Here is a 26,695-nt window from a genome sequence, read left to right as displayed (position 1 = left end):
AACCCTCAGCCCAGCCATTTTTCCCAGCTGATGCGGATTTGCGCACGTTCACCGGCAAAACTGTCAGCGGCAACTTTTCCGCTGTGCTCCTGTAACGCCAGATGATGAATTTCATCGCGCAGCGTCACGTAAGCATGGGTCAGATTACGGGCCTCGTCTTCCGGCATGATGTCGTATTGCGCCATCAGCTCAAAAATCCTGACGTTATCAGACCAGCGCGTCAGCTTTGGCTGATCGTGGGCGAAACGTAAGACCAGATATTGTGCAATGAATTCAATATCCGTGATGCCGCCGGGATCGGCTTTCAGATCAAACTCACCGGCTTTTTTACTGCCGAGATGCTGGTACATTTTCTCACGCATTTCGCGGACTTCTTTGCGCAGCTCCGCATCGTCGCGCTGACGGCAGAGTATTCCACGCCGTGTGGCATCAAACTGCTGCGTGAGAATCGGGTCGCCGTAAACGACGCGCGCGCGCACCAGCGCCTGATGTTCCCACGTCCAGGCTTCGTTGGCCTGATAATCGGCAAACGCTTCGATGGTGCTGACCAGCATGCCGGAAGCGCCGGAAGGCCGCAGACGCGGATCCACTTCATACAAAATGCCCGACGATGTGCGCGTGCTGAAGAGGTGCATAATTCGCTGTGCCAGACGCAGATAGAACTGACGCCCGTCGATCACGCGTTCGCCGTCAGTCATCACCTCCGGCGCGCAATCAAGCAGGAAAACCAGATCCAGATCTGAACTGTAACCCAGTTCCCACCCGCCTAATTTCCCATAACCGATAACTGCAAAACCCCGCCCTTCACGGTGCTGAAGGTGCGCTGGCTGACCGTATTTTACGACCATCTGATCCCACGCCTGCTGCACAACGACTTCAAGAATCGCTTCGGCCAGATAGGTTAAATGGTCGCTGACTTTCATGACCGGCAGCGCACCGGAAATATCTCCGGCGGCAATGCGCAGATGCTGCGCCTGCTTGAACTGGCGCACGGCTTCCAGCTGCTGCTCTTCATCTTCCGTCGGCACGCGCATCAGATACTGGCGCAGTTCATCACGGTAAGCGCCCAGCTCAATCGGCTGATAAAGGGTGCGCGGGTCGAGCAGTTCGTCGAGCAACAAAGGATGACGTGCCAACTGATTCGCGACCATCGGCGAGGCCGCGCACAGGCGAATCAGTTGCCTGAGCGCACCGGGATATTCGACCAGCAGCTCAATGTAGGTCGTGCGGGTGACGATGTTGAGCAGCAACTGCATCAGGCGTTGCAACGTGACGTCCGCATTTTTATAGGTGCAAACCTGCGCAAGCAAACGCGGCATCAGCAAATCCAGCTGATCGCGACCACGCGGCCCAATGGTGCGTTTATCCACATCACGGCGGAATTCCGCAATCTGTTGCAGAATATGGCGCAGGGCGTTTTCCTCAAGCTGAGGCACCAGCGGCGCAAGTTCGGAAGGCTCAAGCGCATCAATCCATAAACTGCTGAACTGCGCCTGCTGCTGGTCATCTTCCGCGTCCGGCGTGTCATCACCAATCAGATCGTTAAACACCACACGCACGGCCTGCATGTGAGCATTTACTGCATCCAGAAGCTGCGGCCAGTCGGCGTAATCCATGCCCCACGCCAGACGTGCCTGATTGAGTTCATCGGAAGGTAAGGTCTGTGTTTGTTCATCGGCTATCGCCTGCAAGAGATTTTCCAGACGACGCAGGAACAGATAACTGGTGCGCAGTTGCAAAACCTGTTCAACCGGCAATAAGCCCAGATTTTCCAGCGCCTGCAACGTCGGTAAAAGTGCCCGTTGCTGCAATGCCGGTTCACGGCCACCGCGGATCAGCTGGAAGACCTGCACGATAAATTCAATTTCGCGGATACCGCCTGCGCCAAGTTTGATGTTGTCTTTCAGACCCCGGCGGCGGACTTCGCGGGCGATCATTCCTTTCATATTACGTAATGACTGGATCACGCTGAAATCGATGTAACGGCGGAACACAAATGGCATCAGCATTTTGCGCAGTTCCTGACTGCTGGCGTCATCCGCACCGCCCATCAGGCGCGCTTTCACCATCGCGTAGCGTTCCCAGTCACGCCCCTGCTCCTGATAATAATCTTCGAGCGCCGGGAAGCTCATCACCAGCGGCCCGCTGTCGCCAAACGGACGCAGACGCATATCGACACGGTAAACAAAACCGTCGATGGTCGGCTGATCCAGCGCTTTGATCAGCCGCTGTCCCAGGCGGGTGAAGAATTGGGCATTATCCAGTTCGCGGCGTCCGCCCCGGGTCTGACCGTTTTCCGGATAGGCAAAAATCAGGTCGATATCGGATGAAAAATTCAGTTCGCCGCCGCCGAGTTTTCCCATCCCCAGGATTAGCATTCTTTGCGGATCGCCCGCCGCGTTGACCGGCGTACCAAACTCACGACAGCAGGCGTCGTACAGCCAGTCGCGGGCGCTGACGATCAGCAATTCCGCCAGTTCACTCAGCTGATGCAGCGTATCTTTTGTTTCGCTTGTTTGTGCCGCTTGCGACCAGGCGATGCGGGTCAGAATACGGCGGCGGAACAGACGCAGCGCTTTCATCAACCCGTTTTCGTCCGTCACACCGGTCAGTGTTCCTTCCAGCCACGGACGATAAAGCTGCCACTCCTGAGACTGAGGGGGGTTCTCATTGATTTCATGCCACCACTGTGGAAACGCCAGCAAACTGTCCGTGACGAATTCACTGCTGGTTAACACGGCCAGCTGTTGATCATCGGGGAGCGGGAGGTTTTCAGGATGTTCACGCCAGCGCTCTAGCAGACTCTGCGCATGGCTTTGCAAAACAGATGAAAGTGGCAACATGAAGTCAGATTCCTTGCAAAAAAAAGCCCGGGCAATTAGCCCAGGCTTATCAGTCAATTAACGAGGTTGTCCGTTTAACCAGAACGCATCCATCATCACTGCATGAGAACGGGCTGAATCTTCCCAGGCATGCTGCTGCTGAACGATGGCCTGCTGCAGGTCCGCCCAGCCGGCAATGTAGGCAGCGACATCTTTTTCAGGATAAGCCCCGCCCAGCAAATGGAAGGTAATAATCTGACGTTTCAGACGCGCCAGCTGATCGCGATACCCTTCTTCGGTCAGCGGCTGCGCGAACGCCTCTTTCAGATCTGCGGCGGTACGGCCCAGCATAATATCTGCGAAACGCTTGAAGGAGCCTTCCAGTTTTTTCGCTGATTTATCATCGATGAATGGTGTCCAGCCTGAAGTGGCCAGCCAGGAAGTGAGCACTAACTTGCATTTCAGGTAGCTGGCGCTGTAGCAAATTTCCTGCGCATCAGCAGATTTCTGTTCCAGAACAGGCACCAGATCGGTCAGCAACGTACGCAATTCCGATGACGCTTTACGCGGCACCAGTCCGCCAAACAGCACCAGAATCTGACGCACGGTTTCGACGGCCTGCAGAACGGTCAGACGCGCGGTTTTGTCGCCACGAACCCACAATTCTTCATGATATTGCCAGTGATCCAGCGCCAGTTCGAACATGGCGGACATTGCCTGTTCCACCGTCGCTTTCGGCTGAGCTTTAAACACCGGCAACGGTTTGATCTCACGCGCAGGATTGCCCTTCGCCAGATGATAACCGCGAGCCGCTTTGCTGAAACCGCCCTGACGTAAACCGCCGTGCGCCCCTATTTCTGCCGCCAGTTTCAGTAAATCCCCGGTATTACCTTTTTTCAGCTCAAGCTCAATTTCGGCCAGCGCCTCAGACAACTCACCGGCGATCACTACACCCTGATCCAGGCCCAGCTCAATCTCACTTTCGCCGTAAGTGATCACCCACTTCTCGCGGGTGAAATCGGTGCGGAACAGCGGTGTCAGTTCTTTTTGCAGCGCAGCAGGCTTACACCCTTCCGGCCAGATATCTTTCGGAAACGCGCTGAGTTTCAGCACCGGCTTTTTAAGCTCAACATTATATTCCGGGCGCTGATGCAGGCCGCCCACCACTTTTCCGCCGGTTTTGATGGTCATTTCATACTGATCGTCAAAGCCACGGATACGCAGACCAATATCATGCGAACGTAAATAGTTATCCGCGGTCTCAAAATAGATGTTGGTCAGTTTCGATGGCGCGGTGTGCTCAGCGTTGAAAACCGCGAGCTGCGAAGGAAGTTCGGCGATTGCGGCCGGGGTGGCGATAAATTTTAATTCTATTTCTACGGTCATAGGAGTCTTCACACCGATTCTTTGCTGCCAATAAGGGATTAACGCGTCGCTCCAATTCTACCATAAGCACAGCGCGCAAGCCGCATGTTGCGGGATTGTAAGATAGTTCTCATTCCGGTTTATACATTGCGTCGTCACACTGTTGCCCTTAATATCGGTTTCCAAAGTTTCGCAATAACCAAACTTTTATTGCACTGACCGGATAATTTGCCGCAATGGCCTGAAAATGGCGGTTGCCAGAAGACGTATCCCGATAAAACGGATCCGCACTTCACGTTCCCTAAATTCACAAAGAAACGATGAAATAATGCAGAAATTACGCCTAATTGGTTTCGCTTTGCTTGGTTTGAGCATCACATGGACTGCCCACGCCGACGAGAAGCGCTATATCTCCGACGATTTGATCACCTATATCCACAGCGGTCCGGGTAATCAGTATCGCATTGTTGGCACGCTGAATGCCGGTGATGAAGTCACCCTGCGCAGCGTCAACGACAGCACTAAATACGGCGAAATCGTTGACTCGAAAGGGAAAACCGCGTGGATCCCTCTCGACCAGTTAAGTAATGTCCCAAGCCTGCGAACCCGCGTTCCGGATCTGGAACAACAGGTTAAAACGCTAACCGATAAGCTGACGAATATTGATTCCAGCTGGAACCAGCGTACCGCGGAAATGCAGACGAAAGTCGGCTCCAGCGACAGCATCATCAACAACCTCAAGAAAGAAAATCAGGATCTGAAAAATCAGCTGATCGTTGCGCAGAAGAAAGTAGACGCGGTGAATGTTCAGCTAGACGACAAGCAACGTACCATTATTTTACAATGGTTTATGTACGGCGGTGGTGTTGCCGGTGTCGGTCTGGTGCTGGGTCTGGTATTGCCGCACCTGGTTCCACGTCGCAGGAAAAAAGATCGCTGGATGAGCTGATCGCTTAACCCGCTCCAACTTTCGTTCAACGTGAAGGCACTCCGGTGCCTTTTCGTGTTTGCATCAATCTGCAAATCAACCACACAACTTTGCTATGATAAAGGCAGAGCGCCCTGCTCGGCTTTCAGCAGCATAATGCGTTGGAATTGACTTATTTCAGGAGTTATTGCGTGGAGATTTACCTGGTCGGCGGCGCAGTCCGAGACAGTTTATTAAACCTGCCTGTGTCTGAACACGATTGGGTGGTGGTCGGCGCAACGCCTGAATACATGCTGGAAAATGGCTACCAGCAGGTCGGCAAAGACTTCCCGGTGTTCCTGCATCCCAAAACTCATGATGAATACGCGCTGGCGCGGACGGAAAGAAAATCGGGTTCAGGCTACAACGGTTTTACCTGTTATGCCGCACCGGATGTCACGCTCGAGCAGGATCTGATGCGGCGTGACCTGACTATTAACGCTATCGCCAAAAGTGACAGCGGTGAACTTTTCGACCCTTATCACGGCCAGCGTGATATCGAATTGCGCCTGCTGCGCCACGTTTCAGATGCGTTTGGAGAAGATCCGTTACGCGTTCTGCGCGTAGCCCGTTTCGCGGCGCGATTTGCTCATTTAGGTTTTACCGTTGCCCCTGAAACGCAGACGCTGATGCAGCAGATGGCCCAAAGCGGTGAGCTGGAAGCCCTGACTGCAGAACGCGTTTGGAAAGAAACCGAAAAGGCGCTGCAAACGCAGGATCCGCAGGTGTATTTCCAGGTGCTTCGGGATTGCGGCGCGCTGAAAGTGTTATTCCCTGAAATCGATGCGTTGTTTGGCGTGCCCGCGCCGGAGAAATGGCATCCGGAAATTGATACCGGCATTCATACGCTGATGACACTGAAAATCGCCAGCACACTGACGCCGGAAGTGGATGTACGTTTTTCAGCGCTTTGCCATGATGTGGGCAAAGCGCTGACCCCGCCGCAATTCTGGCCGGCTCATCATGGCCACGGTCCGGCGGGTGTGAAACTGGTGGAGAATATCTGTCAGCGCCTGAAAGTGCCGACACATATCCGCGATCTGGCAAAACTGGTGGCCGAGTTCCATGACCTCATCCACACCGTGAATAAGCTGCGCCCGGAAACCTTGCTGAAACTGTTCGATACCATCGACGTTTGGCGTAAACCGCAGCGTCTGGAACAGATGATCATGACCAGCGAAGCTGACGCGCGGGGGCGTACAACGTTCGAAAATAACCCTTATCCGCAGGGGGATTACCTGCGCGAAGCCTTCAAAGTGGCGAGCAGCATTAGCAATAAAGAGGTGCTGGATGCCGGTTTTCAGGGAATAGAAATCCGCGATGAGCTTAAAAAGCGCCGGACACAAGCACTGGCAGACTGGAAACAAAAGCAGGAAGTGGCGAGTTAACCCGTATCATCTGTCAAAAAAAGCCCCGCAGGGTGAATATCCTGCGGGGCTTTTTTATGGTTGCGCTAAGCAATTATCAGGCGATAAAGACATAGTACACGGCGATAGCAACAAAGAAGCGATAGATAGCAAACGGGATAAACGAAATACGCTTAATCACTGCCAGGAAGGTTTTAATGGCAATCAGCGCGATGATAAATGCGCTGATAAAACCGGTCGCGAACATCGGCAAATCGGCCATGGTCAGGAAGCTGTAGCTCTTATACAAATCCAGCGCTGTCGCGCCCATCATCATTGGCACCGCCAACAGGAAGGAGAACTCAGACGCCGCAAAACGACTGATGCCCATTAACATCCCGCCGCTGATGGTTGCACCCGAACGGGAAAATCCCGGCCAGAGCGCCAGACACTGGAAAACGCCAATCATAAACGCCTGCACGTAGGTAATGTCATCGAGCCCTTCCGCGCGCGGTTTTTTGGGTTTTAGCAATTCAGCGGCAATCAGTAAAACACCGCCGACAACCAGCGAGTACATGACGTATTTAGGCTCGAAAAGAGATTTAATTTGTGAATGCAAAAGCAAACCTAGTACGGTCGCCGGGATCATCCCCAAAATAATATGCCCGAGATTCAGACGGCGCGTCCCCGTGCCTTCATGAGCTGGTGGCTTGCCAAAATGCAGGCCAATCATGCCAAACAATCGACGCCAGAACATCACAACCACAGCCAGAATCGATCCCAGCTGAATAACCACCTCAAAGGACTTCGACGTATCTCCCGTAAAGCCCAGGAGATTACCCACAATAATCAGGTGACCAGTCGAGGAGACAGGCAGGAACTCCGTCAGCCCTTCAACAACACCCAAAATAGCCGCTACAAGCAATGAATGACTTTCAGCAATCATTATCGACCCAACCCTATTAAGTATCCGCTAATCGGAAAAAACAGCTAAAACAACAAACAATAAAAAAGCGGCTCATCTGCGCCGCTTCTGCAAAGGGTGCCCCGTAGCCCCGAGTGCTCTTTTAACGCTTTTTTATGACAATTAAAATACGACCGGATTCTGAATTTTATTCAGGGCAGGATTTAACTGCGTTTTCCGCGCTCAATCACCACGCCAACGTTCGCCGCCTGCGCGACCGCGCCGGGTTTGCTGAGCTTAATGCGTACCCACGGCGAGTTAAAACGCGCCAGCAGCAGCGCCGCCACTTCTTCGGCAACACGTTCAACCAGCGCAAAATTCTGTGAGGAGACATGTTCTATGACTGCGTCACTGACATCGGCGTAGCTTAAACAGTCATTAACATCGTCACTGACGGCGGATTTTCGGTTGTCCCACGCCATTTCGATATCGAACACCAGTTTCTGTTTAATGGTCTGTTCCCAGTCGTAAGCGCCAATAGTGGTGATTACATTTAGTTGCTCAATAAATACGATATCCATCACGCGATTCTCTGTTTTTGGCCCAGCCGGATACCACTTCCAGCAGAAAATGCGTATTATCCATGGATGTTGCGATTAAAACGACCCTTATTAGACGGAACGGCTTTATGAGTGCTACCGCGCTTGGAATGATTATTTTCGCCTACCTTTGCGGCTCAATTTCGAGTGCGATTCTGGTCTGCCGGGTCGCCCGCTTACCGGATCCGCGCACGGCAGGTTCTGGCAATCCCGGTGCTACGAACGTTTTGCGCCTGGGTGGACGTGTGGCCGCAGCGGCCGTTCTGATTTTCGATGTCCTCAAAGGCATGCTGCCCGTCTGGCTGGCGTACCGTCTGAACATTCCTCCGATGTATCTCGGTCTGACCGCCATTGCGGCGTGCGTCGGCCATATCTACCCGGTTTTCTTCCGTTTTAAAGGCGGCAAAGGCGTGGCCACCGCTTTCGGTGCCATTGCACCTATCGGCTGGGACTTAACCGGCCTGATGACCGGCACATGGCTTCTGACCGTACTGCTCAGCGGATACTCTTCGCTGGGTGCGATTGTCAGTGCGCTCATCGCACCTTTCTACGTCTGGTGGTTTAAACCTGAATTCACATTCCCGGTCGCCATGCTTTCCTGCCTGATTTTATTGCGTCATCACGACAATATTCAGCGTTTGTGGCGCGGTCAGGAAGGGAAAATCTGGGATAAGCTGAAGAAAAAGCGTAAAGCCGCGAAAGAAGATAAGTCCGAATAACCGCTACATTCCAGACATAAAAAACGACCTCATGAGGGTCGTTTTTTTATTATTTTTTTAGCTCATCCAGCCTGACAGAGCGGGAGCGAGACAAGGCGTCAGGAGACCTGAAAGCGCAACATACTCAAGTATGTGAGCATTTCGGGTCGACGCAGCAACGCAGTCGCAGCCCCGCTCAGACTGGCGGCAACTCAGCCAGCGGCCAGCGCGGGCGTACGGTCACCCCTAAGTCCGGCGTTGCACCCGTTTTCAGGCGCACCATACCCGCATAAGCGATCATCGCACCGTTATCGGTACAAAATTCAGGGCGAGCATAGAATACTTCGCCTCCACGCTTAGACATCATTTCGGCTAATTTCGCGCGCAACGTACGGTTTGCGCTGACACCACCGGCCATGACCAGGCGTTTAAAACCGGTCTGATCCAGTGCGCGTTTGCACTTAATGGCCAGCGTATCCACCACGGCATCTTCAAATGCGCGGGCAATATCGGCATGGGTTTGGGCATCGCCGTCATTACCGCGGATCGTATTGGCGGCAAATGTTTTCAGGCCGGAAAAACTGAAATCCAGCCCCGGACGGTCGGTCATCGGACGCGGGAACGTAAATCGCCCGGCAACACCTTGCGCCGCCATTTTCGACAGCAACGGGCCCCCAGGATAATCCAGCCCTAATAATTTGGCTGTTTTATCAAATGCTTCGCCTGCGGCGTCGTCGATGGACTCACCCAGCAGGATATATTCACCGATGCCTGTCACGCTGATTAACTGCGTGTGACCACCAGAAACCAGCAAGGCGACAAACGGAAAATCAGGCGGATTATCTTCCAGCATTGGGGCCAGCAAATGGCCTTCCATATGATGAACAGGCACCGCCGGCACATTCCAGGCAAACGCCAGAGAACGCCCGATGGTTGCGCCGACCAGCAACGCACCGACAAGCCCCGGACCGGCGGTATACGCCACGCCATCGATATCCTGAGCGGTCAGCCCGGCCTCTTTCAGCGCAGCCTGAATAAGCGGTACTGTTTTACGTACATGGTCACGCGAGGCCAGTTCAGGCACAACACCGCCGTAATCTGCATGCAGTTTTACCTGACTATACAGTTGGTTGGCTAACAGACCGGCTTCGCTGTCATAAACTGCAATTCCGGTTTCATCGCAGGACGTTTCTATACCCAGTACTCGCATCACTCTTTCCGTCATAGTTTCGCGCTAACTCGCGGCGCGCAGTTTAGCACACAAGCCCCGACCAGTGCTGCACTGGTGTAGGAATTCCTCACGCGGCCGGCAATTAATGTCGAGCAATTTGGATTGATTGGTATATAATCGCCGCCCGACGCAAAAGCGAGCGCACTATGTTGCAGAAGGGTTGCAAAAGGCGCCCGCTTCAATTTGCCGTTGTGCTTTACAAGACGACGCGAATTGGAGTAAAATTCCGCACCATTTTGAAATGTGCTGGTACAACATCAGCAAACAAACCGATTTTATCGAGGTGAGAGGCACATGCCTGTAATTAAAGTACGTGAAAACGAGCCGTTCGACGTAGCTCTGCGTCGCTTCAAGCGTTCCTGCGAAAAAGCAGGTGTTCTGGCAGAAGTTCGTCGTCGTGAATTCTATGAAAAACCGACTACCGAACGTAAACGCGCTAAAGCATCTGCAGTAAAACGCCACGCCAAGAAACTGGCTCGCGAAAACGCACGCCGCACTCGTCTGTATTAATCTTCGGGGGCAACCCCAAATCGCGTGATTTGCAATATTAAGAACGCGCAGACTGCGTAGTAGCATACGAAGGCCGTGCTTTCCGAAAGGAATGCGCGGCTTGTTCTCGTTTATAGGCTAGTGAGTAAGGGGCTTATGGCTGGGAGAATTCCGCGCGTATTTATCAATGACTTGCTGGCTCGTATCGATATCGTCGATTTGATCGACGCTCGTGTAAAGCTCAAGAAACAGGGTAAAAATTATCACGCGTGCTGCCCTTTCCACCATGAGAAAACACCCTCATTTACCGTAAATGGCGATAAGCAGTTTTATCACTGTTTCGGCTGTGGTGCCCACGGCAATGCCGTCGATTTCCTGATGAACTATGACAGACTTGAGTTTGTCGAAAGCATTGAGGAACTGGCGACAATGCAAGGTTTGGAAGTGCCGTATGAAGCAGGCACTGGCCCGACTCAGATGGAGCGTCATCAGCGTCAAAGCCTCTACCAGCTGATGGCACCGCTTAGCGAGTTCTATCAGCAATCACTTAAACAACCGGCGGGTGCACCGGCCAGAGACTATCTTGCCCGGCGCGGTTTAAGTGAAGACGTCATCAATCATTTTGCCATCGGTTTCGCCCCACCGGGCTGGGACAACGTGTTAAAGCGTTTCGGTAAGAATGCCGATGATAAAGCGTCTCTGATCGACGCCGGTATGTTGGTCACCAATGACAACGGACGCAGCTATGATCGTTTTCGTGAACGGGTGATGTTCCCGATACGCGACAAACGTGGCCGTGTGATTGCATTTGGTGGCAGGGTTTTGGGCAACGATACGCCGAAATACCTGAACTCACCGGAAACCGAGATTTTCCATAAAGGCCGCCAGTTGTACGGCCTGTATGAAGCACAGCTAAAAGCCCCTTCTCCGGCACGTTTGCTGGTCGTTGAAGGGTATATGGACGTCGTCGCACTGGCGCAGTTCGGCATCGATTATGCCGTTGCGTCTCTGGGAACCTCCACGACGGCGGACCACATTCAGCTGATGTTCCGCAGCACGGATAACATCGTTTGTTGTTATGACGGTGACCGCGCGGGGCGTGAAGCCGCGTGGCGCGCACTGGAAACGGCATTGCCGTATCTCAACGATGGCCGTCAGCTGCGTTTTATGTTTTTACCCGACGGCGAAGATCCGGACACGCTGGTGCGTAAAGAAGGCAAAGATGCGTTTGAACAAAGGATGGAACAGGCAATGCCGCTTTCCACTTTCCTGTTTGATTCGCTGATGCCGCAGGTTGATTTGAGCAGCCCTGACGGGCGGACCAAATTGAGCATGCTGGCATTGCCGCTGATCCGCCAGGTTCCCGGTGAAACGTTACGGATGTATTTGCGTCAGCAGTTAGGGAATAAGCTCGGCATTTTAGATGACAGCCAGTTAGAAAAGCTGATGCCTAAACAGGCAGAAGGGAGCAATGTCTACCAGGCGCCCCAGCTAAAACGCACAACCATGCGTATACTTATAGGGTTACTGGTACAAAACCCACAACTGGCTACACTTATACCCTCGCTGCAAGGTTTGGAGCAAGCGAAGCAACCAGGATTAGATCTGTTCAGCGAGTTAGTGACTACTTGCTTAGCCCAGCCAGGGCTCACAACAGGCCAATTACTGGAACTGTATCGTGACAATAAGTTCTACCAGCAACTTGAAACTCTGGCGACATGGAACCACATGATCGTAGAGGAGATGGTCGAAGAAGAATTTCGTGCCACGCTGGCCAGCCTGTATGACTCTATTTTAGAGCAGCGGCTTGAAACCCTGATAGCAAAAGCCAGGACGCATGGCCTGAGTCCAGAGGAACGTACAGAAGTCAGTTCCCTGAATCAGGTGTTAGCGAGAAAGAGTTAACAAAAACATATAAAGGTAAGGCTTCAGGCGTTACCACAGAAAACACGGCTTAAGTGCCGATATATAGCGGGGCATGGCCCTGCGCAGAGCCGCCCTGGTGGGCCGCGGCACAATAAACGCCCCTAACGTTATTGTTGGCGATGTTACCCGACCGACACCAACCCAAATACTCTGAAGTGTGGATACCGTCTTATGGAGCAAAACCCGCAGTCACAGCTTAAGCTACTTGTCACCCGTGGTAAGGAGCAAGGCTATCTGACCTATGCTGAGGTCAATGACCATCTGCCGGAAGATATCGTCGATTCCGACCAGATCGAAGACATCATCCAGATGATTAACGACATGGGCATCCAGGTACTTGAAGAAGCACCGGACGCCGATGATTTGATGCTGGCCGAAAACCGCCCTGATACCGACGAAGACGCTGCAGAAGCGGCGGCGCAGGTACTTTCCAGCGTTGAATCTGAAATTGGCCGTACCACCGACCCTGTGCGTATGTATATGCGCGAGATGGGTACCGTTGAACTTCTGACCCGTGAAGGCGAAATCGACATCGCCAAACGTATCGAAGACGGTATCAATCAGGTCCAGTGCTCCGTTGCTGAATATCCTGAAGCTATCACTTATTTGTTAGAGCAATATGACCGTGTTGAAGCAGGTGAAGTTCGTCTGTCTGACCTGATCACGGGTTTTGTTGACCCTAACGCCGAAGAAGAAATCGCGCCAACTGCAACTCACGTGGGTTCTGAACTGACCACTGAAGAGCAGAATGATGACGACGAAGACGAAGATGAAGACGACGATGCTGAAGACGACAACAGCATCGACCCGGAACTGGCTCGCCAGAAGTTTACCGAACTGCGTGAACAGCATGAAGCGACGCGTCTGGTCATCAAGAAAAATGGCCGTAGTCACAAGAGCGCAGCAGAAGAAATCCTGAAACTTTCTGATGTGTTCAAGCAGTTCCGTCTGGTGCCAAAACAGTTCGATTTCCTGGTCAACAGCATGCGTTCCATGATGGATCGCGTTCGTGCTCAGGAACGTCTGATCATGAAAGTGTGCGTTGAACAGTGCAAAATGCCGAAGAAAAACTTCGTCAATCTGTTCGCCGGTAACGAAACCAGCGATACCTGGTTCGATGCAGCTCTGGCGATGGGTAAACCGTGGTCTGAGAAGCTGAAAGAAGTCACCGAAGATGTACAGCGCGGCCTGATGAAACTGCGTCAGATCGAAGAAGAAACTGGCCTGACTATCGAGCAGGTTAAAGATATCAACCGTCGCATGTCGATCGGCGAAGCGAAAGCCCGTCGCGCGAAGAAAGAGATGGTTGAAGCAAACTTACGTCTGGTTATTTCTATCGCCAAGAAATACACCAACCGTGGTCTGCAGTTCCTCGACCTGATCCAGGAAGGTAACATCGGCCTGATGAAAGCCGTTGATAAGTTTGAATATCGCCGTGGTTATAAGTTCTCAACTTATGCGACCTGGTGGATACGTCAGGCTATCACCCGCTCCATCGCCGACCAGGCGCGTACCATCCGTATCCCGGTACATATGATTGAGACGATTAACAAACTCAACCGTATATCCCGTCAGATGCTGCAAGAGATGGGCCGCGAACCTACGCCGGAAGAGCTGGCTGAGCGTATGCTGATGCCGGAAGACAAAATCCGTAAAGTGCTGAAAATCGCGAAAGAGCCAATCTCCATGGAAACGCCAATCGGCGACGATGAAGATTCGCATCTGGGTGATTTCATCGAGGATACTACCCTCGAGCTGCCACTGGATTCTGCAACGTCTGAAAGCTTGCGTTCTGCGACGCATGACGTTCTGGCTGGCCTGACCGCACGTGAAGCGAAAGTTCTGCGTATGCGTTTCGGTATCGACATGAACACTGACCACACTCTGGAAGAAGTGGGCAAACAGTTCGACGTTACCCGTGAACGTATCCGTCAGATCGAAGCGAAAGCGTTGCGTAAACTGCGCCACCCAAGCCGCTCCGAAGTGCTGCGCAGCTTCCTGGACGATTAATCGTCCTCAGGCTGTCAGCCATTAAAAAGCCCCGCCTTTCTCTGGAAATGGCGGGGCTTTTTTTATCCGGATTCACCAGAAATTCAGGGATTCAGCGACGTATACAGCTCACGATATGAAGCGACCAGCTCATCGAGCGTCGCACGGTTCAGCCCGCTGGGATTTGGCAAAACCCAGACCTCTGTCCGGCCAATTTTCAGCGCCTGATGCCCCCAGTTCACTTTGCTGATGCCAAACGCCTTGCTGAAGGCCTGCTTACCCAGAATGGCTAATGCACGCGGCTGATAGCGCAAGATTTTCTCTTTTAGCATCTCACCGCCATCACGCAGTTCATCACGATTTAGCTCGCTGGCTTCAACCGTCGGACGCGCTACAAGCGCCGTGATACCACAACCGAAATCCTGCAACTGCTGCCACTCTTCCGGCGCTAACTGACGCCCGGTAAATCCCGCCTGATGAATGACTTTCCAGAAACGGTTACTGCCATTCGCAAAAGGATAACCCTTGTGGGCGGACGAAAGACCGGGATTAATGCCGCAGAACACAACCTGAAGATCCTCCACGAGGATATCTGTAAGCATATTGTTTTCCTGAGACGTATTTGCTCGAGTTATGGGTAAAAAAGTCTGCGAACACAACATACTAGAACTGTGCACAAAACGCGCATACAAACCGAACACATATAGACCTGTAACCAGAGTTTACCGTATAATCCCGCACCTCGGCCCTTTAGCTCAGTTGGTTAGAGCACGCGACTCATAATCGCTTGGTCGCTGGTTCAAGTCCAGCAAGGGCCACCAAATTAAACAAGGACTTGCGTCAAAAACGTGAGTCCTTTGTTTTTTTAAAGTTTAAACCGGAGATTTTTGCACGGATAATCAGAGTGCTTACCGGTTGTTGACTGCAATAAAACCTATCCACTCTTCTGACCAATTACCGTGAGAGTGATCAGTACTCATCTTCTCCCCATTCCATTTTTCCAGCTTTATCCGCTGCTTTGATATCTTTCATCTGACCTTCGAGAATATCGAGACACGCTGCTCCGCTCTTTCCTGTTCCTGCTAACTGCGCGTGTGCGCTGGTGTAATAGCGCTCAATCATTTTTTCCGTGGGTTCTATAAATGGCATTCCACAGACAATGTTAATATTATGCGGCGTAACCTGCTTTAAAGTTGCTGGCGTATTAAGTGTCAGCGCCAGCGCCAATGCTGTATCGATGCCTTCCTGAAATGCAGCGGCACCTAAAAACGGTTCCTGAGTTAATTCAGGATAAAGAGATATGTATTCGGTGTCTCCGCGTGTAATTTTATTCTGAATCTCCTCATAGTCACGACTCGTTAAGGCGGCAGCGTCATTATGAGCAATAGCAAATATGACTCGTTCATGCAGACTATCCGACGACGTCTGGCAATATCCAATCTGTGGCAAAAGACTGGCAATTAACGTTAGCGTTATTTTCCTCATCATTTAACCTTCAACGTACGATCACCACTTGCCCAGATTTCTCGACGGACGGATGGCGCGATCACAACACAGCCTTCCGATGCCTCGCCCGGATGTTGACGACTATCTCCGTGTATTTCAAAGTCACCCCGCCCGAACATGGAATTCGAACTATTTGGATTCAGGCGCATAGCATAAGCGCCGGTGACATGTGAATTAAACGGCGCCGAGATGGTGTAACTGCCGGAGGGAAGTGGAGCGGCATCAGGACTTCCATGCGGGGCGTGTATAGCTTCCGTTTCAGGATGATTTTTGTAGCGCCCCTTGCCAGAATAACCGGTCGTTTTCACCGTGCCGTTATGCGTTAACGTTCCGCTTGCGCGGTCATATTCCCATGCCATCTTAAGCTCCTTTCCTTTCATTCCACGAATCAGAGTGAATGATATTACCGTCAACGTACCGCCACGTTATTCTTTCATATACGAATTCTACACACTCATATGGCCTTTTTTTTCAAAGAGAGGGGCTTTGATATCCAACATTACTGGCATAATGGAAGTCACGCGCACACCTTCTAAAAGCGTATTAAAATATTCGACTTCCTGACCGGAATCGTTAATCGAATAGAACCTGAATTCGGCATTTTTCAATCGCTGCCCGGTGGTTAATGCCTTATATAAATACGGGCTGGAATCGTCAATTTCCTTCTCAAAATAATAACTAGTATGAATTCGTGTACCGGTTATTTTTCCTGTTTGGCGATCCGTCGGTAACACAACATTATGCTGAATTTCCGTTACTTCAATACTCCCTTCCCGCCCCCTGACGTCTACGCCACCACGAATCACAGCACCACCATCATCTTTGAGCCATAAATAAATGGGTATAGCCATTCTTAACATCTGCTGTAAGTTATTGAATTGTGCAAACATACGCCTGCTGAAATGTTCATCAGCATGCAAGTTCAAAAAATTGAAATTTTCAGATGTTTGTTAGCGAATTAAGCATCTTGCATAGGAACAAAAATCAGATTCAAAGAAGCTAAGCGAGAAACCATAACTCCCTTCTTAACCAGACCTTTACCCTCATTCTCCCCTCCCGCGATTGACCCGGCCTCGCTCAAATATAATAATGAGAACCATTAACATTAAAGATTAGGGAATGGATCCAATGATTAGCGCTGGTTTTCGCATTTTTGCAGGGATTGCCGGGCTGTTTTTATCACTGATTTTCACCACTCACGCCTTTGCGGAAGGCTGGCCTCGCGAGATAAAAACTTCTCATGGCATCCTCACATTGCAGCAACCTCCGCAGCGAATTGTGTCCACCAGCGTGACGGTCACAGGGACATTGCTGGCCATCAACGCGCCCGTGATTGCCAGCGGGGCTTCCGAGCCAAACAGCCGATTTGCCGATCAGCAGGGCTTCTTCCGCCAGTGGGGAGATATCGCGAAACAGCGCGGAGTTGAACGTCTGTACATCGGCGAACCGAATGCCGAAGCCATTGCCGGTCAGGCTCCGGACTTAATTATTATTGCGGCCACCGGCGGTGATTCCGCCCTGAAGCTTTATGCTCAGCTCTCCGCGATTGCGCCGGTCATGGTGGTTAATTATGACGACAAAAGCTGGCAGGATTTGGCGAAGGAATTAGGTCAGGCAACCGGCAAGGAAGCCGATGCTGCTACCGTTATTGCCCGGTTTGAGGCGCGCGAAGCTGCATTAAAAAAAGCCATAAAACTGCCACCGCAGCCTGTTTCTGCGCTGGTTTACAGCGCCGATGGCAAAACAGCAAATCTCTGGACCCCCGCCTCGCCGCAGGGACAGTTGCTGCATGAGTTAGGGTTTAAATTGGCCTTGGTGCCTTTGAACATTGCCGCCAGCCTGAGTCAGGGCAAACGTCATGACATCATTCAGCTTTCCGGCGAGAAAATGCCTGACGCGCTAAACGGCCAGACCCTGCTGCTGTTCTCTGCCAGTCAAACCGACGCTGAGCGTCTGCTGACCAATCCGTTCCTCGCGAAATTACCCGCAGTAGAAGGTAAGCGCGTTTATGCGATGGGCGATGATACTTTCAGGCTGGATTATTACAGCGCCAGCAATATGCTGACGCAGCTTGAAACCCTGTTCACCGCCCGCTGATGACTCGTCGTATGCACGCAATTCCTGCGCCTCGCGTTTCATCGCCGGGGCAATTTCCGCGACAGGCCACCGGAATACTGTTTGCCGTGCTGCTGCTTGTTCTGATGATGGCGCTGAGTCTGTTGCTGGGCGGGAAATCCCTTTCTTTCAGCACCGTGATTTCAGCACTCAACGGGCACTGCACCGGTGCTGACTGCGTGATCGTGACCGACGCCCGGCTGCCGAGAACGCTGGCAGGTTTACTGGCGGGAATGGCGCTCGGATTATCAGGCGCGCTGATGCAAATCCTGACCCGCAATCCGCTGGCCGACCCCGGTATTCTTGGCGTTAACGCCGGTGCCGGGTTTGCGGTCGTTCTCGGAATTGCCTTCTTTGGTGTCACCGATGTCAGCGGTTATCTGTGGTTCTCGTTTGCCGGAGCTTTATCAGCGACGTTGCTGGTCGCCATGATTGGTGCACTCGGGCGCGGAAGGCTTGACCCTGTTCGTCTCACACTGGCAGGCGTTGCGCTGGCGGCCGTTCTGGAAGGATTCTCGTCGGGGATTTCCCTGCTGAATCCGCAGGTTTACGATCAGCTTCGCTTCTGGCAGGCCGGTTCGCTGGATATCCGCAACATGGCGGTGATCCGCACCGTCACACCGCCGATCCTTTTCGCCATTTTCCTCAGCTTGCTGATGACCCGTTCCCTGAATAATCTGACAATGGGCAGTGAACTGGCGACCGCGCTGGGCACTAAAATCATCACGACCCAGCTGCTGGGATTACTGGCCATCACGCTGTTATGCGGTAGCGCGACAGCAGCCGTCGGCCCTGTCGCATTTGTGGGGCTGATGGTGCCGCATATGGCGCGCTGGATTTGCCGTGCGGATCCCCGCTGGCTGTTGCCGTGGACGCTGGTCCTCACGCCGACGCTGTTGCTTGCGGCAGATATCGCCGGACGGCTACTGGTCGCCGGTGAGTTGCGGGTTTCAGTCGTCGTCGCCTTTATCGGCGCGCCGGTGCTTATTTTTCTGGTTCGCCGCCCCGGCGGATTGCGCAGAGGTTAGCCATGAGCCAGATATTATCTGAATCCCGCACGCTGAAAAAAAACACGCTAATTTCGCGGCCATTTCTGACAGCGCTGGCGTTAGCTTTATGCACACTCTTACTGGCGATATTTGCGCTGGGCAGCGGCACGCTGGCGCTGAAACCGGCTCAGGTCGTCAGCGCCCTTCTCGGCGATGGCCCAAAAAATCTGCACATCATTGTAACCCAGTGGCGTCTGCCGCGCGTGGTGATGGCACTGATCACCGGCGCGGCACTGGGCGTCAGCGGCGCGATTTTCCAGTCTCTGCTGCGCAATCCGCTGGGCAGCCCGGACGTCATCGGTTTTAACACCGGCGCCTACAGCGGCGTTCTGCTGGCCATCGTGCTATTCAACGCCAGCGCGGCTGAAACCATGATCGGCGCCATGGCCGGAGGCATCGTCAGTGCGCTGCTGGTTTATGCGCTGGCATGGCGTCAGGGCGTCGAAACCTTCCGCCTGATTATCGTCGGTATCGGTGTGCGTGCACTGCTGATTGCGGGCAATACCTGGCTGATTATCAACGCCTCACTTGAGTCTGCGCTCACCGCCGGGTTATGGCATGCGGGTTCGCTCAACGGAATTACATGGGAAAAAAGCCTGCCGGTGATCGCCCTGATTGTCTTGGCTCTGTTCCTCGCCCGGCTGCTTTCCTCGCGAATGCGTTTGCTGGAAATGGGTGACGATACCGCGTGCGCGCTGGGTGTCCCGGTGGAACGTTCACGCCTGCTGCTGATGCTGGCGGGTGTGGCATTAACCGCCGCCGCGACGGCGCTGGCCGGACCCATTTCCTTTATCGCGCTGGTGGCACCACAGATTTCCCGACGCCTGTGCGCCAGCCAGCAGCACGCGTTATTTTTTGCCGCGCTGACCGGCGCACTGCTGCTGCTCGCCGCAGACGTCGCGGCGCAACGTCTCTTCCTCCCTTATCAACTGCCCGTCGGCGTGCTCACCGTCAGTCTCGGCGGTATTTATCTGATTGGTTTGCTCATCCGGGAGTCCCGCCGCTCATGAAGACTGAATATTTTTCACCGCTGTATGCGCAGAACCTGACGCTCGGTTACGACAAAAAAGTCATTGCGCGGGATTTATCGGTGTCGATCCCGGAAGGAAAACTAACGGTGATTATCGGGCCTAACGCCTGCGGAAAATCGACGTTATTACGTACGCTGAGCCGCCTGATGCAGCCGCAGTCCGGCACGGTTTTTCTCGACGGAAAACTGATTGGCGATTACGGCACGAAAGACGTGGCAAAAAGGCTGGGCTTATTACCGCAAAGTTCGACCGCGCCGGGTGATATCACGGTGGCCGATCTGGTCGGTCGCGGGCGCTATCCGCACCAGAATCTGTTCAGCCGCTGGAATGCGCAGGACACGCAGGCAGTCGATGACGCGATGCGGGCAACCGGAGTTTATGAACTGGCGGAAAGCACGGTAAATTCACTGTCCGGCGGGCAGCGGCAGCGGGTGTGGATTGCCATGGTGCTGGCGCAGCAAACGCCGTTGCTGCTTTTGGACGAGCCGACGACCTGGCTGGATATCGCCCATCAGATTGATTTGATGGAGTTGATGTGTCGCCTGAATCAGGAAAATGGCCGGACGCTGGTCGTCGTGCTGCACGATCTGAATCAGGCCTGCCGCTACGCCGGGCATCTTATCGCCATGCGCGACGGAAAAATCCTCGCAGAAGGCGCGCCTGCCGATATCGTGACGCCGGAACTGATTGAGCAGGTTTTCGGATTGCGTTGCTCAATCATCGACTGCCCGGTGTCACATACGCCGTTAATTATTCCACTCGGCAATTTAGCCGTTTGACGGAGGATCTCCGGCGGCCCACTGCGTCTCATCCCACAGACTGCACAGGCCGTCGAGCAAACCGCCGCGCCACCACAGCGCGTCGTGTCCGCCTTCCAGCACCCGGTAACGCACCTGATTGGTGGTCGGTTTCAGCAGCGCCTCCATCTGATTATTCACGTCATAAATCAGCTTTTCGTTTCTGCCGGCTTCCATAAAGATTTTCAAATGGCTGCGTTCCCCCAGCCCTTTTTCAACCTGCGACAGGATGCTTTCCGCTTCTTGCTGATCATCACTGGCTTGCTGACGATGGCGGCGCGGCCACCAGAAAGACCCCGACTGACTCAGCACGCACCCGAAACGTTCAGGCCAGTGCAAACCGGCATACAGCGACGAAAGGCCACCAAAACTCTGCCCCGCGACCACCGTTTTTTGCGCGTTATCGCTGTGCGCGGCCCGTTTTTTCACCTGCGGCAATAACTCGTCCTGCACCGCCAGCCAGAACTCCGGATTGCAGGTCAGCTCGCGGCTGCGGGTTTGAATATCAATAACATCGATCAGCACATACACCGCGTCGGGCAGCGCCCCTTCGCGCGTGAGCTGCGTCAGTGGCTGCCAGACGGGCATCTGTTTCGCCCAAAACTGGCCGTCGAGCAGGATCGCCAGCGGGCGCAAGGCAGGCTCCTGGCTTTCGCCGGTGGTAAACACCCAGACGTTTCGCATATTCCCCAGACGCGCACTTTTCCAGCGGAATGTTTGTAACGCCGCCGGAGCTTGCGGCGCTTTCGGGCCATCAAGATCAAACTTTTCCCAGGCGGGCTGTGGCAACGCTTCCGGCATATGCAGGCCGGACAACGCATGGGATTTTGCACCGGGCCACGGGCGATGCGGATTCAGCGGATCGTGCGTCGCGTGGCGGAAGAGGTTTTTCCACCATTCACGCGCGGCAAGCATGCTCTGATAATCATCGTTATTTTGCGGAAATTCAGCGCCGGATTCGGTACGTGGGATCAGGCTGTAGCTTCCGCGCCAGTCCGCACGCAATTCGGTCTGCCAGTGCCAGACATCCGTTCCGGCCAGCCGCTGCAAACTCTGCGGCGGCGACGACTGATGGTGATCGGTGATGCCGTTGATGTTGATCCAGACACGCTGGGTCTCCGACGTCGTTTCGTTGCCCTGCGGATCCCGCCAGAAGAACGTCACACGATAAAAACCTTCGCGCGAAGGTTCCGTCCACGGCGTTCCCCGCGCAGCAATTTCATTCCACCACGCGGCACTTCCAGCCAGAGGTTCCAACAACATGGCCTGAGCCGCAGGTTTTTGCGGATGCTGATATTTCATCATTTTTTACGCTTTACAGCCTTCTGGCAGACAAGAAAAAACATTCCCGGTATGGCGCTTTACACTTTCCCTACAAATTAGGAATGGGAATCTAATTGATAATTGTTTTTATTTGCAATAGTGTGTTACCGCCCGTAACGCGGGTCAACAAAAACTACACACACAACAGGCCATCCTCCTGTTCAATCTCGCTATTTTTCAGGAAAGGATGGAATTTCAGGGCAGAATCCGACATGAAAAGCAGGCTACCACACTATTCGCTGGCAACCTTAATCGGGCTGGGATCAGCGCTTACTTTCCCCGTCAGCGCAGCAGAAACCTCCGCAACAACCGCAACAGAAACCGGGACTACGGCCGCTGAAACGCCGAAAAAAACCGAAGACACGCTGGTCGTCACCGCCGCACAGCAAAATCTTCAGGCTCCGGGTGTTTCCACCATTACGTCTGATGAAATCCAAAAACGCCCACCGGCACGCGACATCAACGAACTGATCCGCACCATGCCCGGCGTAAACCTGACCGGTAACTCCACCAGCGGACAGCGCGGGAACAACCGCCAGATTGATATCCGCGGCATGGGCCCGGAAAACACCCTAATCCTGATCGACGGTTTACCGGTGAACAGCCGTAATTCCGTGCGTCAGGGCTGGCGCGGCGAGCGTGATACCCGCGGCGATACCAGCTGGGTTCCGCCAGATATGATTGATCGCATCGAAGTGATCCGCGGCCCGGCGGCCGCGCGTTATGGCAACGGTGCGGCGGGCGGCGTGGTGAATATCATCACCAAAAAAGACACCAGCGAATGGCACGGCTCATGGAATACCTACATGAACGCGCCACAGCATAAAGAAGAAGGTTCAACGAAACGCACCGATTTCAGCCTGTCCGGCCCGCTCAGCGACCAGTTCAGTTTCCGTCTGTTTGGCGGCTACAGCAAAACACAGGCTGATTCGCAGTATATCAACGACGGCCATCAGTCCGAACGCACCGGCACCTATGCCGACACCGTTCCGGCCGGTCGCGAAGGCGTCATCAATAAAAATATCGACGCCATGCTGCACTGGGATTTCGCCCGCATGCAGTCACTTGAGTTTGAGGTGTCCAACAGCCGTCAGGGCAACCTGTACGCCGGTGACACGCAAAACACCAATACCAGTGCGCTGGTTAAAAGTATGTACGGCAAAGAGACCAACCGTATTTACCGCCAGTCCTACGCCCTGACGTACAAAGGCGCATGGGACAACGGCGTTTCCACCACCAACTATGTGCAGTACGAAAAAACCCGTAACTCACGCATGGATGAAGGTCTGGCGGGCGGCACGGAGGGGATCTTCTCTGACGACAGCTTCAACACCATCGCGCTGGGCGACATTCTTGCGCACAGCGAAGTCAGCATTCCGTTTGATTTAGGCGTGCCGCAAACCGCCACGTTGGGCACTGAATGGAACCAGCAAAAGATGAAAGACCCGTCTTCCAACGTTCAGTCTATGCTCGGCGGTGCCATTGACGGTATCGACAGCACCGGTCGCAGCCCGTATTCGCAGGCGGAAATCTTCTCGCTGTTTGCAGAAGATAACATCGAACTGACCGACAGCACGATGCTGGTTCCGGGCCTTCGTTTCGATCATCATTCTATTGTCGGCAATAACTGGAGTCCTTCCCTGAACCTGTCTCAGGAACTGGGCGATGATTTCACACTGAAAATGGGGATCGCGCGTGCCTACAAAGCGCCAAGCCTGTATCAGACCAACCCGAACTACGTGCTTTACAGTAAAGGCCAGGGTTGTGCCGCCAGCGGCGGTGGCTGTTATCTGGTAGGGAATAAAGATCTCGATGCAGAAACCAGCATCAACAAAGAGATCGGTCTTGAGTTCCACCGCAACGGCTATCAGGCAGGCATGACGTACTTCCGTAACGATTACCGCAACAAAATCGAGGCGGGTTATCTGCCAACCGGCACATCAACGACGGGCACCACTGACGTTTATAAATGGCAAAACGTTCCTAAAGCCGTCGTTCAGGGTCTGGAAGGGACGTTGAATATTCCGGTCACCAGTACCATTTCCTGGAATAACAACGGGACTTACATGATTGAAAGTAAAAACAAAGAGACCGGCGATTATCTGTCGATCATCCCTGAATTTACGATCAACTCTACGCTGAGCTGGCAGGCAACGGAAGATTTCTCCGTGCAGTCCACCCTGACCTGGTATGGCCGTCAGAAGCCGAAAAAATACAACTACAAAGGTGAAGCCGTAACCGGAAGTGAGAAGAATGAAGTCAGCCCGTATTCAGTGGTCGGCCTGAGCGGCACCTACGTTGCGACTAAAAATGTCAGCGTAACCGCCGGTATTGATAACGTGTTCGACAAGCGTCAGTTCCGCGCGGGTAATGCCCAGACCGTGGGTAACGCTACCACTAACGCCTATATGTACGGCGCGGGTGCAGCAACCTACAACGAACCGGGCCGGACTTTCTACATGAGCCTGAACACACACTTCTAAGCTCAGCCTCTGACCTGTAAAAAAGCCACCTGCAAAGGTGGCTATATTGTTTCTGCAACGGACTTTCAGGTTACAGCACGCCCTGCGCCTGCATGGCATCCGCGACTTTCACGAAACCGGCGATATTGGCGCCGCGCACATACTGCGTCTGCCTGCCTTCACCGCCGTACTCCACGCATGAATGATGAATATCGAGCATGATGTGACGTAAGCGTGCGTCCACTTCTTCAGCTTTCCAGCTCAGACGCGCGGCGTTTTGTGCCATCTCCAGCCCGGACGTCGCCACGCCACCAGCATTGGCCGCTTTACCCGGCGCGAACAACACGCCCGCTTCAACGAACAGGTCAGTGGCTTCAATGGTCGTCGGCATATTTGCGCCTTCCGCCACGGCTTTTACGCCGTTGGCGATCAGCACCCGGGCCGCTTCCACGCCCAGCTCATTTTGGGTAGCGCACGGCAGCGCGATGTCTACCGGCACATTCCACGGCTGCTGGCCTTCGAGATACGTCAACCCCAGTTTTTGCGCATAATCTGATACGCGGCCATCGCGGCTGGCTTTGATTTCTGTCAGCAGCGCCAGTTTTTCCCGCGTGAAACCGGCTTCATCGACCACGGTGCCGTTTGAATCTGACGCCGTAATCACGCGCGCGCCCAGCGACATGGCTTTTTCAATTGCATATTGCGCCACGTTACCCGAGCCGGACACCGCCACGCGCATGCCTTCAAAATCCAGACCGTGACGTTTAAGCATGGATTCGGTGAAATAAATCAGGCCATAACCGGTGGCTTCCGGGCGGATCAGACTGCCGCCAAACGACAGGCCTTTACCGGTGAACACGCTCGCAGTGTTGTTGGAGAGTTTTTTCATCATCCCCGCCATATAACCGACTTCACGCCCACCGACGCCGATATCGCCCGCCGGTACGTCAGTGTCCGGGCCCAGATGGCGATAAAGTTCCAGCATCAGCGCCTGACAAAAACGCATGATTTCGCCTTCGCTTTTGCCTTTCGGATTGAAATCACTGCCGCCCTTCCCGCCGCCCATTGGCAGCGTGGTCAGCGCATTTTTAAACGTCTGTTCAAAACCGAGGAATTTCAGAATTGATAAATTGACCGACGGGTGGAAACGCATGCCACCTTTATACGGGCCGATGGCCGAGCTGAACTGCACGCGCCAGCCGCGATTTACCTGTACCTGATTTTTGTCATCAACCCACGCAATGCGGAACTGAATCACGCGCTCCGGTTCCACCAGACGTTCTAATAAAGAAGAACGCCGGTATTGCGGATTTTGTTCGAGGAACGGCCAGAGCGTGGTCATGACTTCACGAACGGCCTGAGAAAACTCGACCTGATGCGGGTCGCGTTGCTGAACTGAGGATAAGAACTGTTCGAGGGAATGAATTTGATCCATGAGGGTAAAACTCCGTTTCGTAAGTGATGTTGTCTTTGTTATTTGCTGCTTATTTTTTGACTATGCATCGACTGACAAGCGGACATCAAGTGATTTATTTACCCGATAAAAACCCTAGGATTTACGGCCTTCCAGCTTAAGTAATAATGCTTTGTTATCCAGACCACCCGCAAAACCGGTGAGTTTTCCGGACGCACCAATTACCCGATGGCACGGCGCGACAATGGAAATCGGGTTGCGGCCATTGGCGGCACCCACGGCACGGACGGCTTTCGGGCGGCCAATACGTCGGGCGATATCGCTGTAGCTACGCGTTTCACCAAAGGGAATTTCCAGCAATGCGGCCCAGACTTCTTTCTGAAACTCGGTGCCGGTGAAATCAAGATCCAGCTCAAAGCGCGTGCGCTTGCCCGCAAAATATTCATTCAGCTGTTGTTCGGTTTTCAGCAAAATGGGAAACGTCGGGTCTTCCATCATTTCGCCCAGTTTCACCCGGCCATCGATTTCGCATTCCCACAAGATAGCTGTCAGCTTGTCGCCTTTTGCCGCCAGTGTGAGTAATCCGACCGGTGATTCTACCCGCTTAAATCTGTATTCCATTTGTGCTTTCCTCAGCCTGTTATACGCTGTCCACTTTACCG

Annotated in this window: 22 protein-coding genes, 1 tRNA gene and 1 pseudogene; 12 read left to right on the top strand and 12 right to left on the bottom strand. The window is 53.4% G+C overall.

Annotated features, from left to right (window positions below; genetic code table 11):
* Positions 1-5: 5 nt before the first annotated feature.
* Together glnE and J1782_RS22600 are read right to left on the bottom strand one after the other, a co-directional pair.
* Positions 6-2,843, bottom strand: a complete 2,838-nt coding sequence (glnE, locus tag J1782_RS22605; protein ID WP_217153941.1) for a bifunctional [glutamate--ammonia ligase]-adenylyl-L-tyrosine phosphorylase/[glutamate--ammonia-ligase] adenylyltransferase — start codon at positions 2,841-2,843, stop codon at positions 6-8.
* Positions 2,844-2,900: 57 nt separating this feature from the next.
* A complete protein-coding gene (locus tag J1782_RS22600) occupies positions 2,901-4,208 on the bottom strand; it encodes an inorganic triphosphatase (RefSeq protein WP_217153940.1) in 1,308 nt (435 codons plus the stop codon).
* A gap of 307 nt (positions 4,209-4,515) precedes the next feature.
* Between J1782_RS22600 and J1782_RS22595 the strand changes: the two genes are divergently transcribed.
* Together J1782_RS22595 and J1782_RS22590 are read left to right on the top strand one after the other, a co-directional pair.
* Complete coding sequence (locus J1782_RS22595; protein ID WP_152324061.1) at positions 4,516-5,136, top strand: TIGR04211 family SH3 domain-containing protein; 621 nt, start codon at positions 4,516-4,518, stop codon at positions 5,134-5,136.
* A gap of 170 nt (positions 5,137-5,306) precedes the next feature.
* Complete coding sequence (locus J1782_RS22590; RefSeq protein ID WP_217153939.1) at positions 5,307-6,542, top strand: multifunctional CCA addition/repair protein; 1,236 nt, start codon at positions 5,307-5,309, stop codon at positions 6,540-6,542.
* Between the two features lie 76 nt (positions 6,543-6,618).
* Here J1782_RS22590 and bacA read toward each other — a convergent pair whose 3' ends face one another.
* Together bacA and folB are read right to left on the bottom strand one after the other, a co-directional pair.
* Complete coding sequence (gene bacA, locus J1782_RS22585; RefSeq protein WP_152324077.1) at positions 6,619-7,443, bottom strand: undecaprenyl-diphosphate phosphatase; 825 nt, start codon at positions 7,441-7,443, stop codon at positions 6,619-6,621.
* Positions 7,444-7,628: 185 nt separating this feature from the next.
* Positions 7,629-7,985, bottom strand: coding sequence for a bifunctional dihydroneopterin aldolase/7,8-dihydroneopterin epimerase (folB, locus tag J1782_RS22580; protein WP_152324063.1), 357 nt, complete (start codon positions 7,983-7,985; stop codon positions 7,629-7,631).
* A gap of 107 nt (positions 7,986-8,092) precedes the next feature.
* Between folB and plsY the strand changes: the two genes are divergently transcribed.
* Complete coding sequence (gene plsY / locus J1782_RS22575) at positions 8,093-8,722, top strand: glycerol-3-phosphate 1-O-acyltransferase PlsY (protein WP_152324064.1); 630 nt, start codon at positions 8,093-8,095, stop codon at positions 8,720-8,722.
* A gap of 175 nt (positions 8,723-8,897) precedes the next feature.
* On the opposite strand, the gene tsaD is transcribed toward plsY, so the two are convergent.
* Complete coding sequence (tsaD, locus tag J1782_RS22570) at positions 8,898-9,911, bottom strand: tRNA (adenosine(37)-N6)-threonylcarbamoyltransferase complex transferase subunit TsaD (protein WP_217153938.1); 1,014 nt, start codon at positions 9,909-9,911, stop codon at positions 8,898-8,900.
* Positions 9,912-10,226: 315 nt separating this feature from the next.
* Here tsaD and rpsU point away from each other — a divergent pair, with 315 nt between their 5' ends.
* From rpsU to rpoD, 3 genes are all read left to right on the top strand, one after another.
* Entirely contained in the window at positions 10,227-10,442 is a 216-nt protein-coding gene (gene rpsU, locus J1782_RS22565) for a 30S ribosomal protein S21 (RefSeq protein ID WP_001144069.1), read from the top strand.
* 135 nt (positions 10,443-10,577) lie between these two features.
* On the top strand, positions 10,578-12,326 hold the full coding sequence (gene dnaG / locus J1782_RS22560; RefSeq protein ID WP_152324066.1) for a DNA primase: 1,749 nt from the start codon (positions 10,578-10,580) through the stop codon (positions 12,324-12,326).
* Between the two features lie 192 nt (positions 12,327-12,518).
* Positions 12,519-14,357 (top strand): RNA polymerase sigma factor RpoD, encoded by a 1,839-nt coding sequence (rpoD, locus tag J1782_RS22555; RefSeq protein WP_095923569.1) that lies wholly within the window; start codon positions 12,519-12,521, stop codon positions 14,355-14,357.
* Between the two features lie 83 nt (positions 14,358-14,440).
* Here rpoD and mug read toward each other — a convergent pair whose 3' ends face one another.
* Entirely contained in the window at positions 14,441-14,938 is a 498-nt protein-coding gene (gene mug / locus J1782_RS22550) for a G/U mismatch-specific DNA glycosylase (RefSeq protein WP_152324067.1), read from the bottom strand.
* Between the two features lie 142 nt (positions 14,939-15,080).
* On the opposite strand from mug, the gene J1782_RS22545 reads away from it, so the two are divergent.
* Positions 15,081-15,157: transfer RNA gene (locus tag J1782_RS22545), tRNA-Ile, on the top strand.
* 148 nt (positions 15,158-15,305) lie between these two features.
* On the opposite strand, the gene J1782_RS22540 is transcribed toward J1782_RS22545, so the two are convergent.
* The 3 genes and pseudogenes from J1782_RS22540 to tssD form a co-directional block, all read right to left on the bottom strand.
* Complete coding sequence (locus tag J1782_RS22540; RefSeq protein ID WP_217153937.1) at positions 15,306-15,824, bottom strand: hypothetical protein; 519 nt, start codon at positions 15,822-15,824, stop codon at positions 15,306-15,308.
* Complete coding sequence (locus J1782_RS22535; RefSeq protein ID WP_217153936.1) at positions 15,821-16,201, bottom strand: tlde1 domain-containing protein; 381 nt, start codon at positions 16,199-16,201, stop codon at positions 15,821-15,823. The genes J1782_RS22540 and J1782_RS22535 overlap by 4 nt, the downstream gene beginning before the upstream one ends.
* A gap of 1 nt (position 16,202) precedes the next feature.
* Positions 16,203-16,693: pseudogene (tssD, locus tag J1782_RS22530) on the bottom strand (type VI secretion system tube protein TssD).
* Between the two features lie 277 nt (positions 16,694-16,970).
* Here tssD and fepB point away from each other — a divergent pair.
* The 4 genes from fepB to J1782_RS22510 are packed head-to-tail and all read left to right on the top strand — an operon-like array spanning position 16,971 to position 20,816.
* Complete coding sequence (fepB, locus tag J1782_RS22525; RefSeq protein WP_217153975.1) at positions 16,971-17,939, top strand: Fe2+-enterobactin ABC transporter substrate-binding protein; 969 nt, start codon at positions 16,971-16,973, stop codon at positions 17,937-17,939.
* Between the two features lie 11 nt (positions 17,940-17,950).
* The gene (fepD, locus tag J1782_RS22520; RefSeq protein WP_256443926.1) at positions 17,951-18,985 is read left to right on the top strand and encodes a Fe(3+)-siderophore ABC transporter permease; all 1,035 of its coding nucleotides are present in this window, start codon (positions 17,951-17,953) and stop codon (positions 18,983-18,985) included.
* Positions 18,986-18,987: 2 nt separating this feature from the next.
* The gene (fepG, locus tag J1782_RS22515) at positions 18,988-20,016 is read left to right on the top strand and encodes an iron-enterobactin ABC transporter permease (RefSeq protein WP_217153934.1); all 1,029 of its coding nucleotides are present in this window, start codon (positions 18,988-18,990) and stop codon (positions 20,014-20,016) included.
* Positions 20,013-20,816: an ATP-binding cassette domain-containing protein gene (locus J1782_RS22510; protein WP_217153933.1), complete on the top strand. Its 804-nt coding sequence runs from the start codon at positions 20,013-20,015 to the stop codon at positions 20,814-20,816. The genes fepG and J1782_RS22510 overlap by 4 nt, the downstream gene beginning before the upstream one ends.
* Here the strand turns inward: J1782_RS22510 and fes are convergent.
* Positions 20,805-22,136 (bottom strand): enterochelin esterase, encoded by a 1,332-nt coding sequence (gene fes / locus J1782_RS22505; protein ID WP_371819819.1) that lies wholly within the window; start codon positions 22,134-22,136, stop codon positions 20,805-20,807. The two genes, J1782_RS22510 and fes, sit on opposite strands and share 12 nt — an antisense overlap.
* 233 nt (positions 22,137-22,369) lie before the next feature.
* On the opposite strand from fes, the gene J1782_RS22500 reads away from it, so the two are divergent.
* Positions 22,370-24,640: a TonB-dependent siderophore receptor gene (locus tag J1782_RS22500; RefSeq protein ID WP_217153932.1), complete on the top strand. Its 2,271-nt coding sequence runs from the start codon at positions 22,370-22,372 to the stop codon at positions 24,638-24,640.
* A 70-nt stretch (positions 24,641-24,710) separates the two neighbouring features.
* On the opposite strand, the gene gdhA is transcribed toward J1782_RS22500, so the two are convergent.
* Entirely contained in the window at positions 24,711-26,054 is a 1,344-nt protein-coding gene (gdhA, locus tag J1782_RS22495; RefSeq protein ID WP_217153931.1) for an NADP-specific glutamate dehydrogenase, read from the bottom strand.
* Between the two features lie 114 nt (positions 26,055-26,168).
* Positions 26,169-26,654 (bottom strand): methylated-DNA--[protein]-cysteine S-methyltransferase, encoded by a 486-nt coding sequence (locus J1782_RS22490; protein WP_152327266.1) that lies wholly within the window; start codon positions 26,652-26,654, stop codon positions 26,169-26,171.
* Positions 26,655-26,695 lie beyond the last annotated feature (41 nt).

The sequence above is a fragment of the Rahnella sp. BCC 1045 genome, from assembly GCF_019049615.1.
GTDB classification, from domain to species: domain Bacteria; phylum Pseudomonadota; class Gammaproteobacteria; order Enterobacterales; family Enterobacteriaceae; genus Rahnella; species Rahnella contaminans.
Note: the sequence above shows the minus strand (reverse complement) of the source record. Positions and strands in the feature narration are given on the sequence as shown.

Excerpts from the sequence above, each read along its gene's own strand:
- mug (WP_152324067.1), bottom strand. The coding sequence starts at position 14,938 with ATGCTTACAGATATCCTCGTGGAGGATCTTCAGGTTGTGTTCTGCGGC.
- folB (WP_152324063.1), bottom strand. The coding sequence starts at position 7,985 with ATGGATATCGTATTTATTGAGCAACTAAATGTAATCACCACTATTGGC.
- J1782_RS22490 (WP_152327266.1), bottom strand. The coding sequence starts at position 26,654 with ATGGAATACAGATTTAAGCGGGTAGAATCACCGGTCGGATTACTCACA.
- J1782_RS22540 (WP_217153937.1), bottom strand. The coding sequence starts at position 15,824 with ATGATGAGGAAAATAACGCTAACGTTAATTGCCAGTCTTTTGCCACAG.
- J1782_RS22510 (WP_217153933.1), top strand. The coding sequence starts at position 20,013 with ATGAAGACTGAATATTTTTCACCGCTGTATGCGCAGAACCTGACGCTC.
- fepG (WP_217153934.1), top strand. The coding sequence starts at position 18,988 with ATGAGCCAGATATTATCTGAATCCCGCACGCTGAAAAAAAACACGCTA.
- fes (WP_371819819.1), bottom strand. The coding sequence starts at position 22,136 with ATGAAATATCAGCATCCGCAAAAACCTGCGGCTCAGGCCATGTTGTTG.
- fepB (WP_217153975.1), top strand. The coding sequence starts at position 16,971 with ATGATTAGCGCTGGTTTTCGCATTTTTGCAGGGATTGCCGGGCTGTTT.
- rpsU (WP_001144069.1), top strand. The coding sequence starts at position 10,227 with ATGCCTGTAATTAAAGTACGTGAAAACGAGCCGTTCGACGTAGCTCTG.
- fepD (WP_256443926.1), top strand. The coding sequence starts at position 17,951 with ATGCACGCAATTCCTGCGCCTCGCGTTTCATCGCCGGGGCAATTTCCG.
- J1782_RS22600 (WP_217153940.1), bottom strand. The coding sequence starts at position 4,208 with ATGACCGTAGAAATAGAATTAAAATTTATCGCCACCCCGGCCGCAATC.
- dnaG (WP_152324066.1), top strand. The coding sequence starts at position 10,578 with ATGGCTGGGAGAATTCCGCGCGTATTTATCAATGACTTGCTGGCTCGT.
- J1782_RS22595 (WP_152324061.1), top strand. The coding sequence starts at position 4,516 with ATGCAGAAATTACGCCTAATTGGTTTCGCTTTGCTTGGTTTGAGCATC.
- tsaD (WP_217153938.1), bottom strand. The coding sequence starts at position 9,911 with ATGCGAGTACTGGGTATAGAAACGTCCTGCGATGAAACCGGAATTGCA.
- J1782_RS22535 (WP_217153936.1), bottom strand. The coding sequence starts at position 16,201 with ATGGCATGGGAATATGACCGCGCAAGCGGAACGTTAACGCATAACGGC.
- glnE (WP_217153941.1), bottom strand. The coding sequence starts at position 2,843 with ATGTTGCCACTTTCATCTGTTTTGCAAAGCCATGCGCAGAGTCTGCTA.
- J1782_RS22500 (WP_217153932.1), top strand. The coding sequence starts at position 22,370 with ATGAAAAGCAGGCTACCACACTATTCGCTGGCAACCTTAATCGGGCTG.
- plsY (WP_152324064.1), top strand. The coding sequence starts at position 8,093 with ATGAGTGCTACCGCGCTTGGAATGATTATTTTCGCCTACCTTTGCGGC.
- rpoD (WP_095923569.1), top strand. The coding sequence starts at position 12,519 with ATGGAGCAAAACCCGCAGTCACAGCTTAAGCTACTTGTCACCCGTGGT.
- gdhA (WP_217153931.1), bottom strand. The coding sequence starts at position 26,054 with ATGGATCAAATTCATTCCCTCGAACAGTTCTTATCCTCAGTTCAGCAA.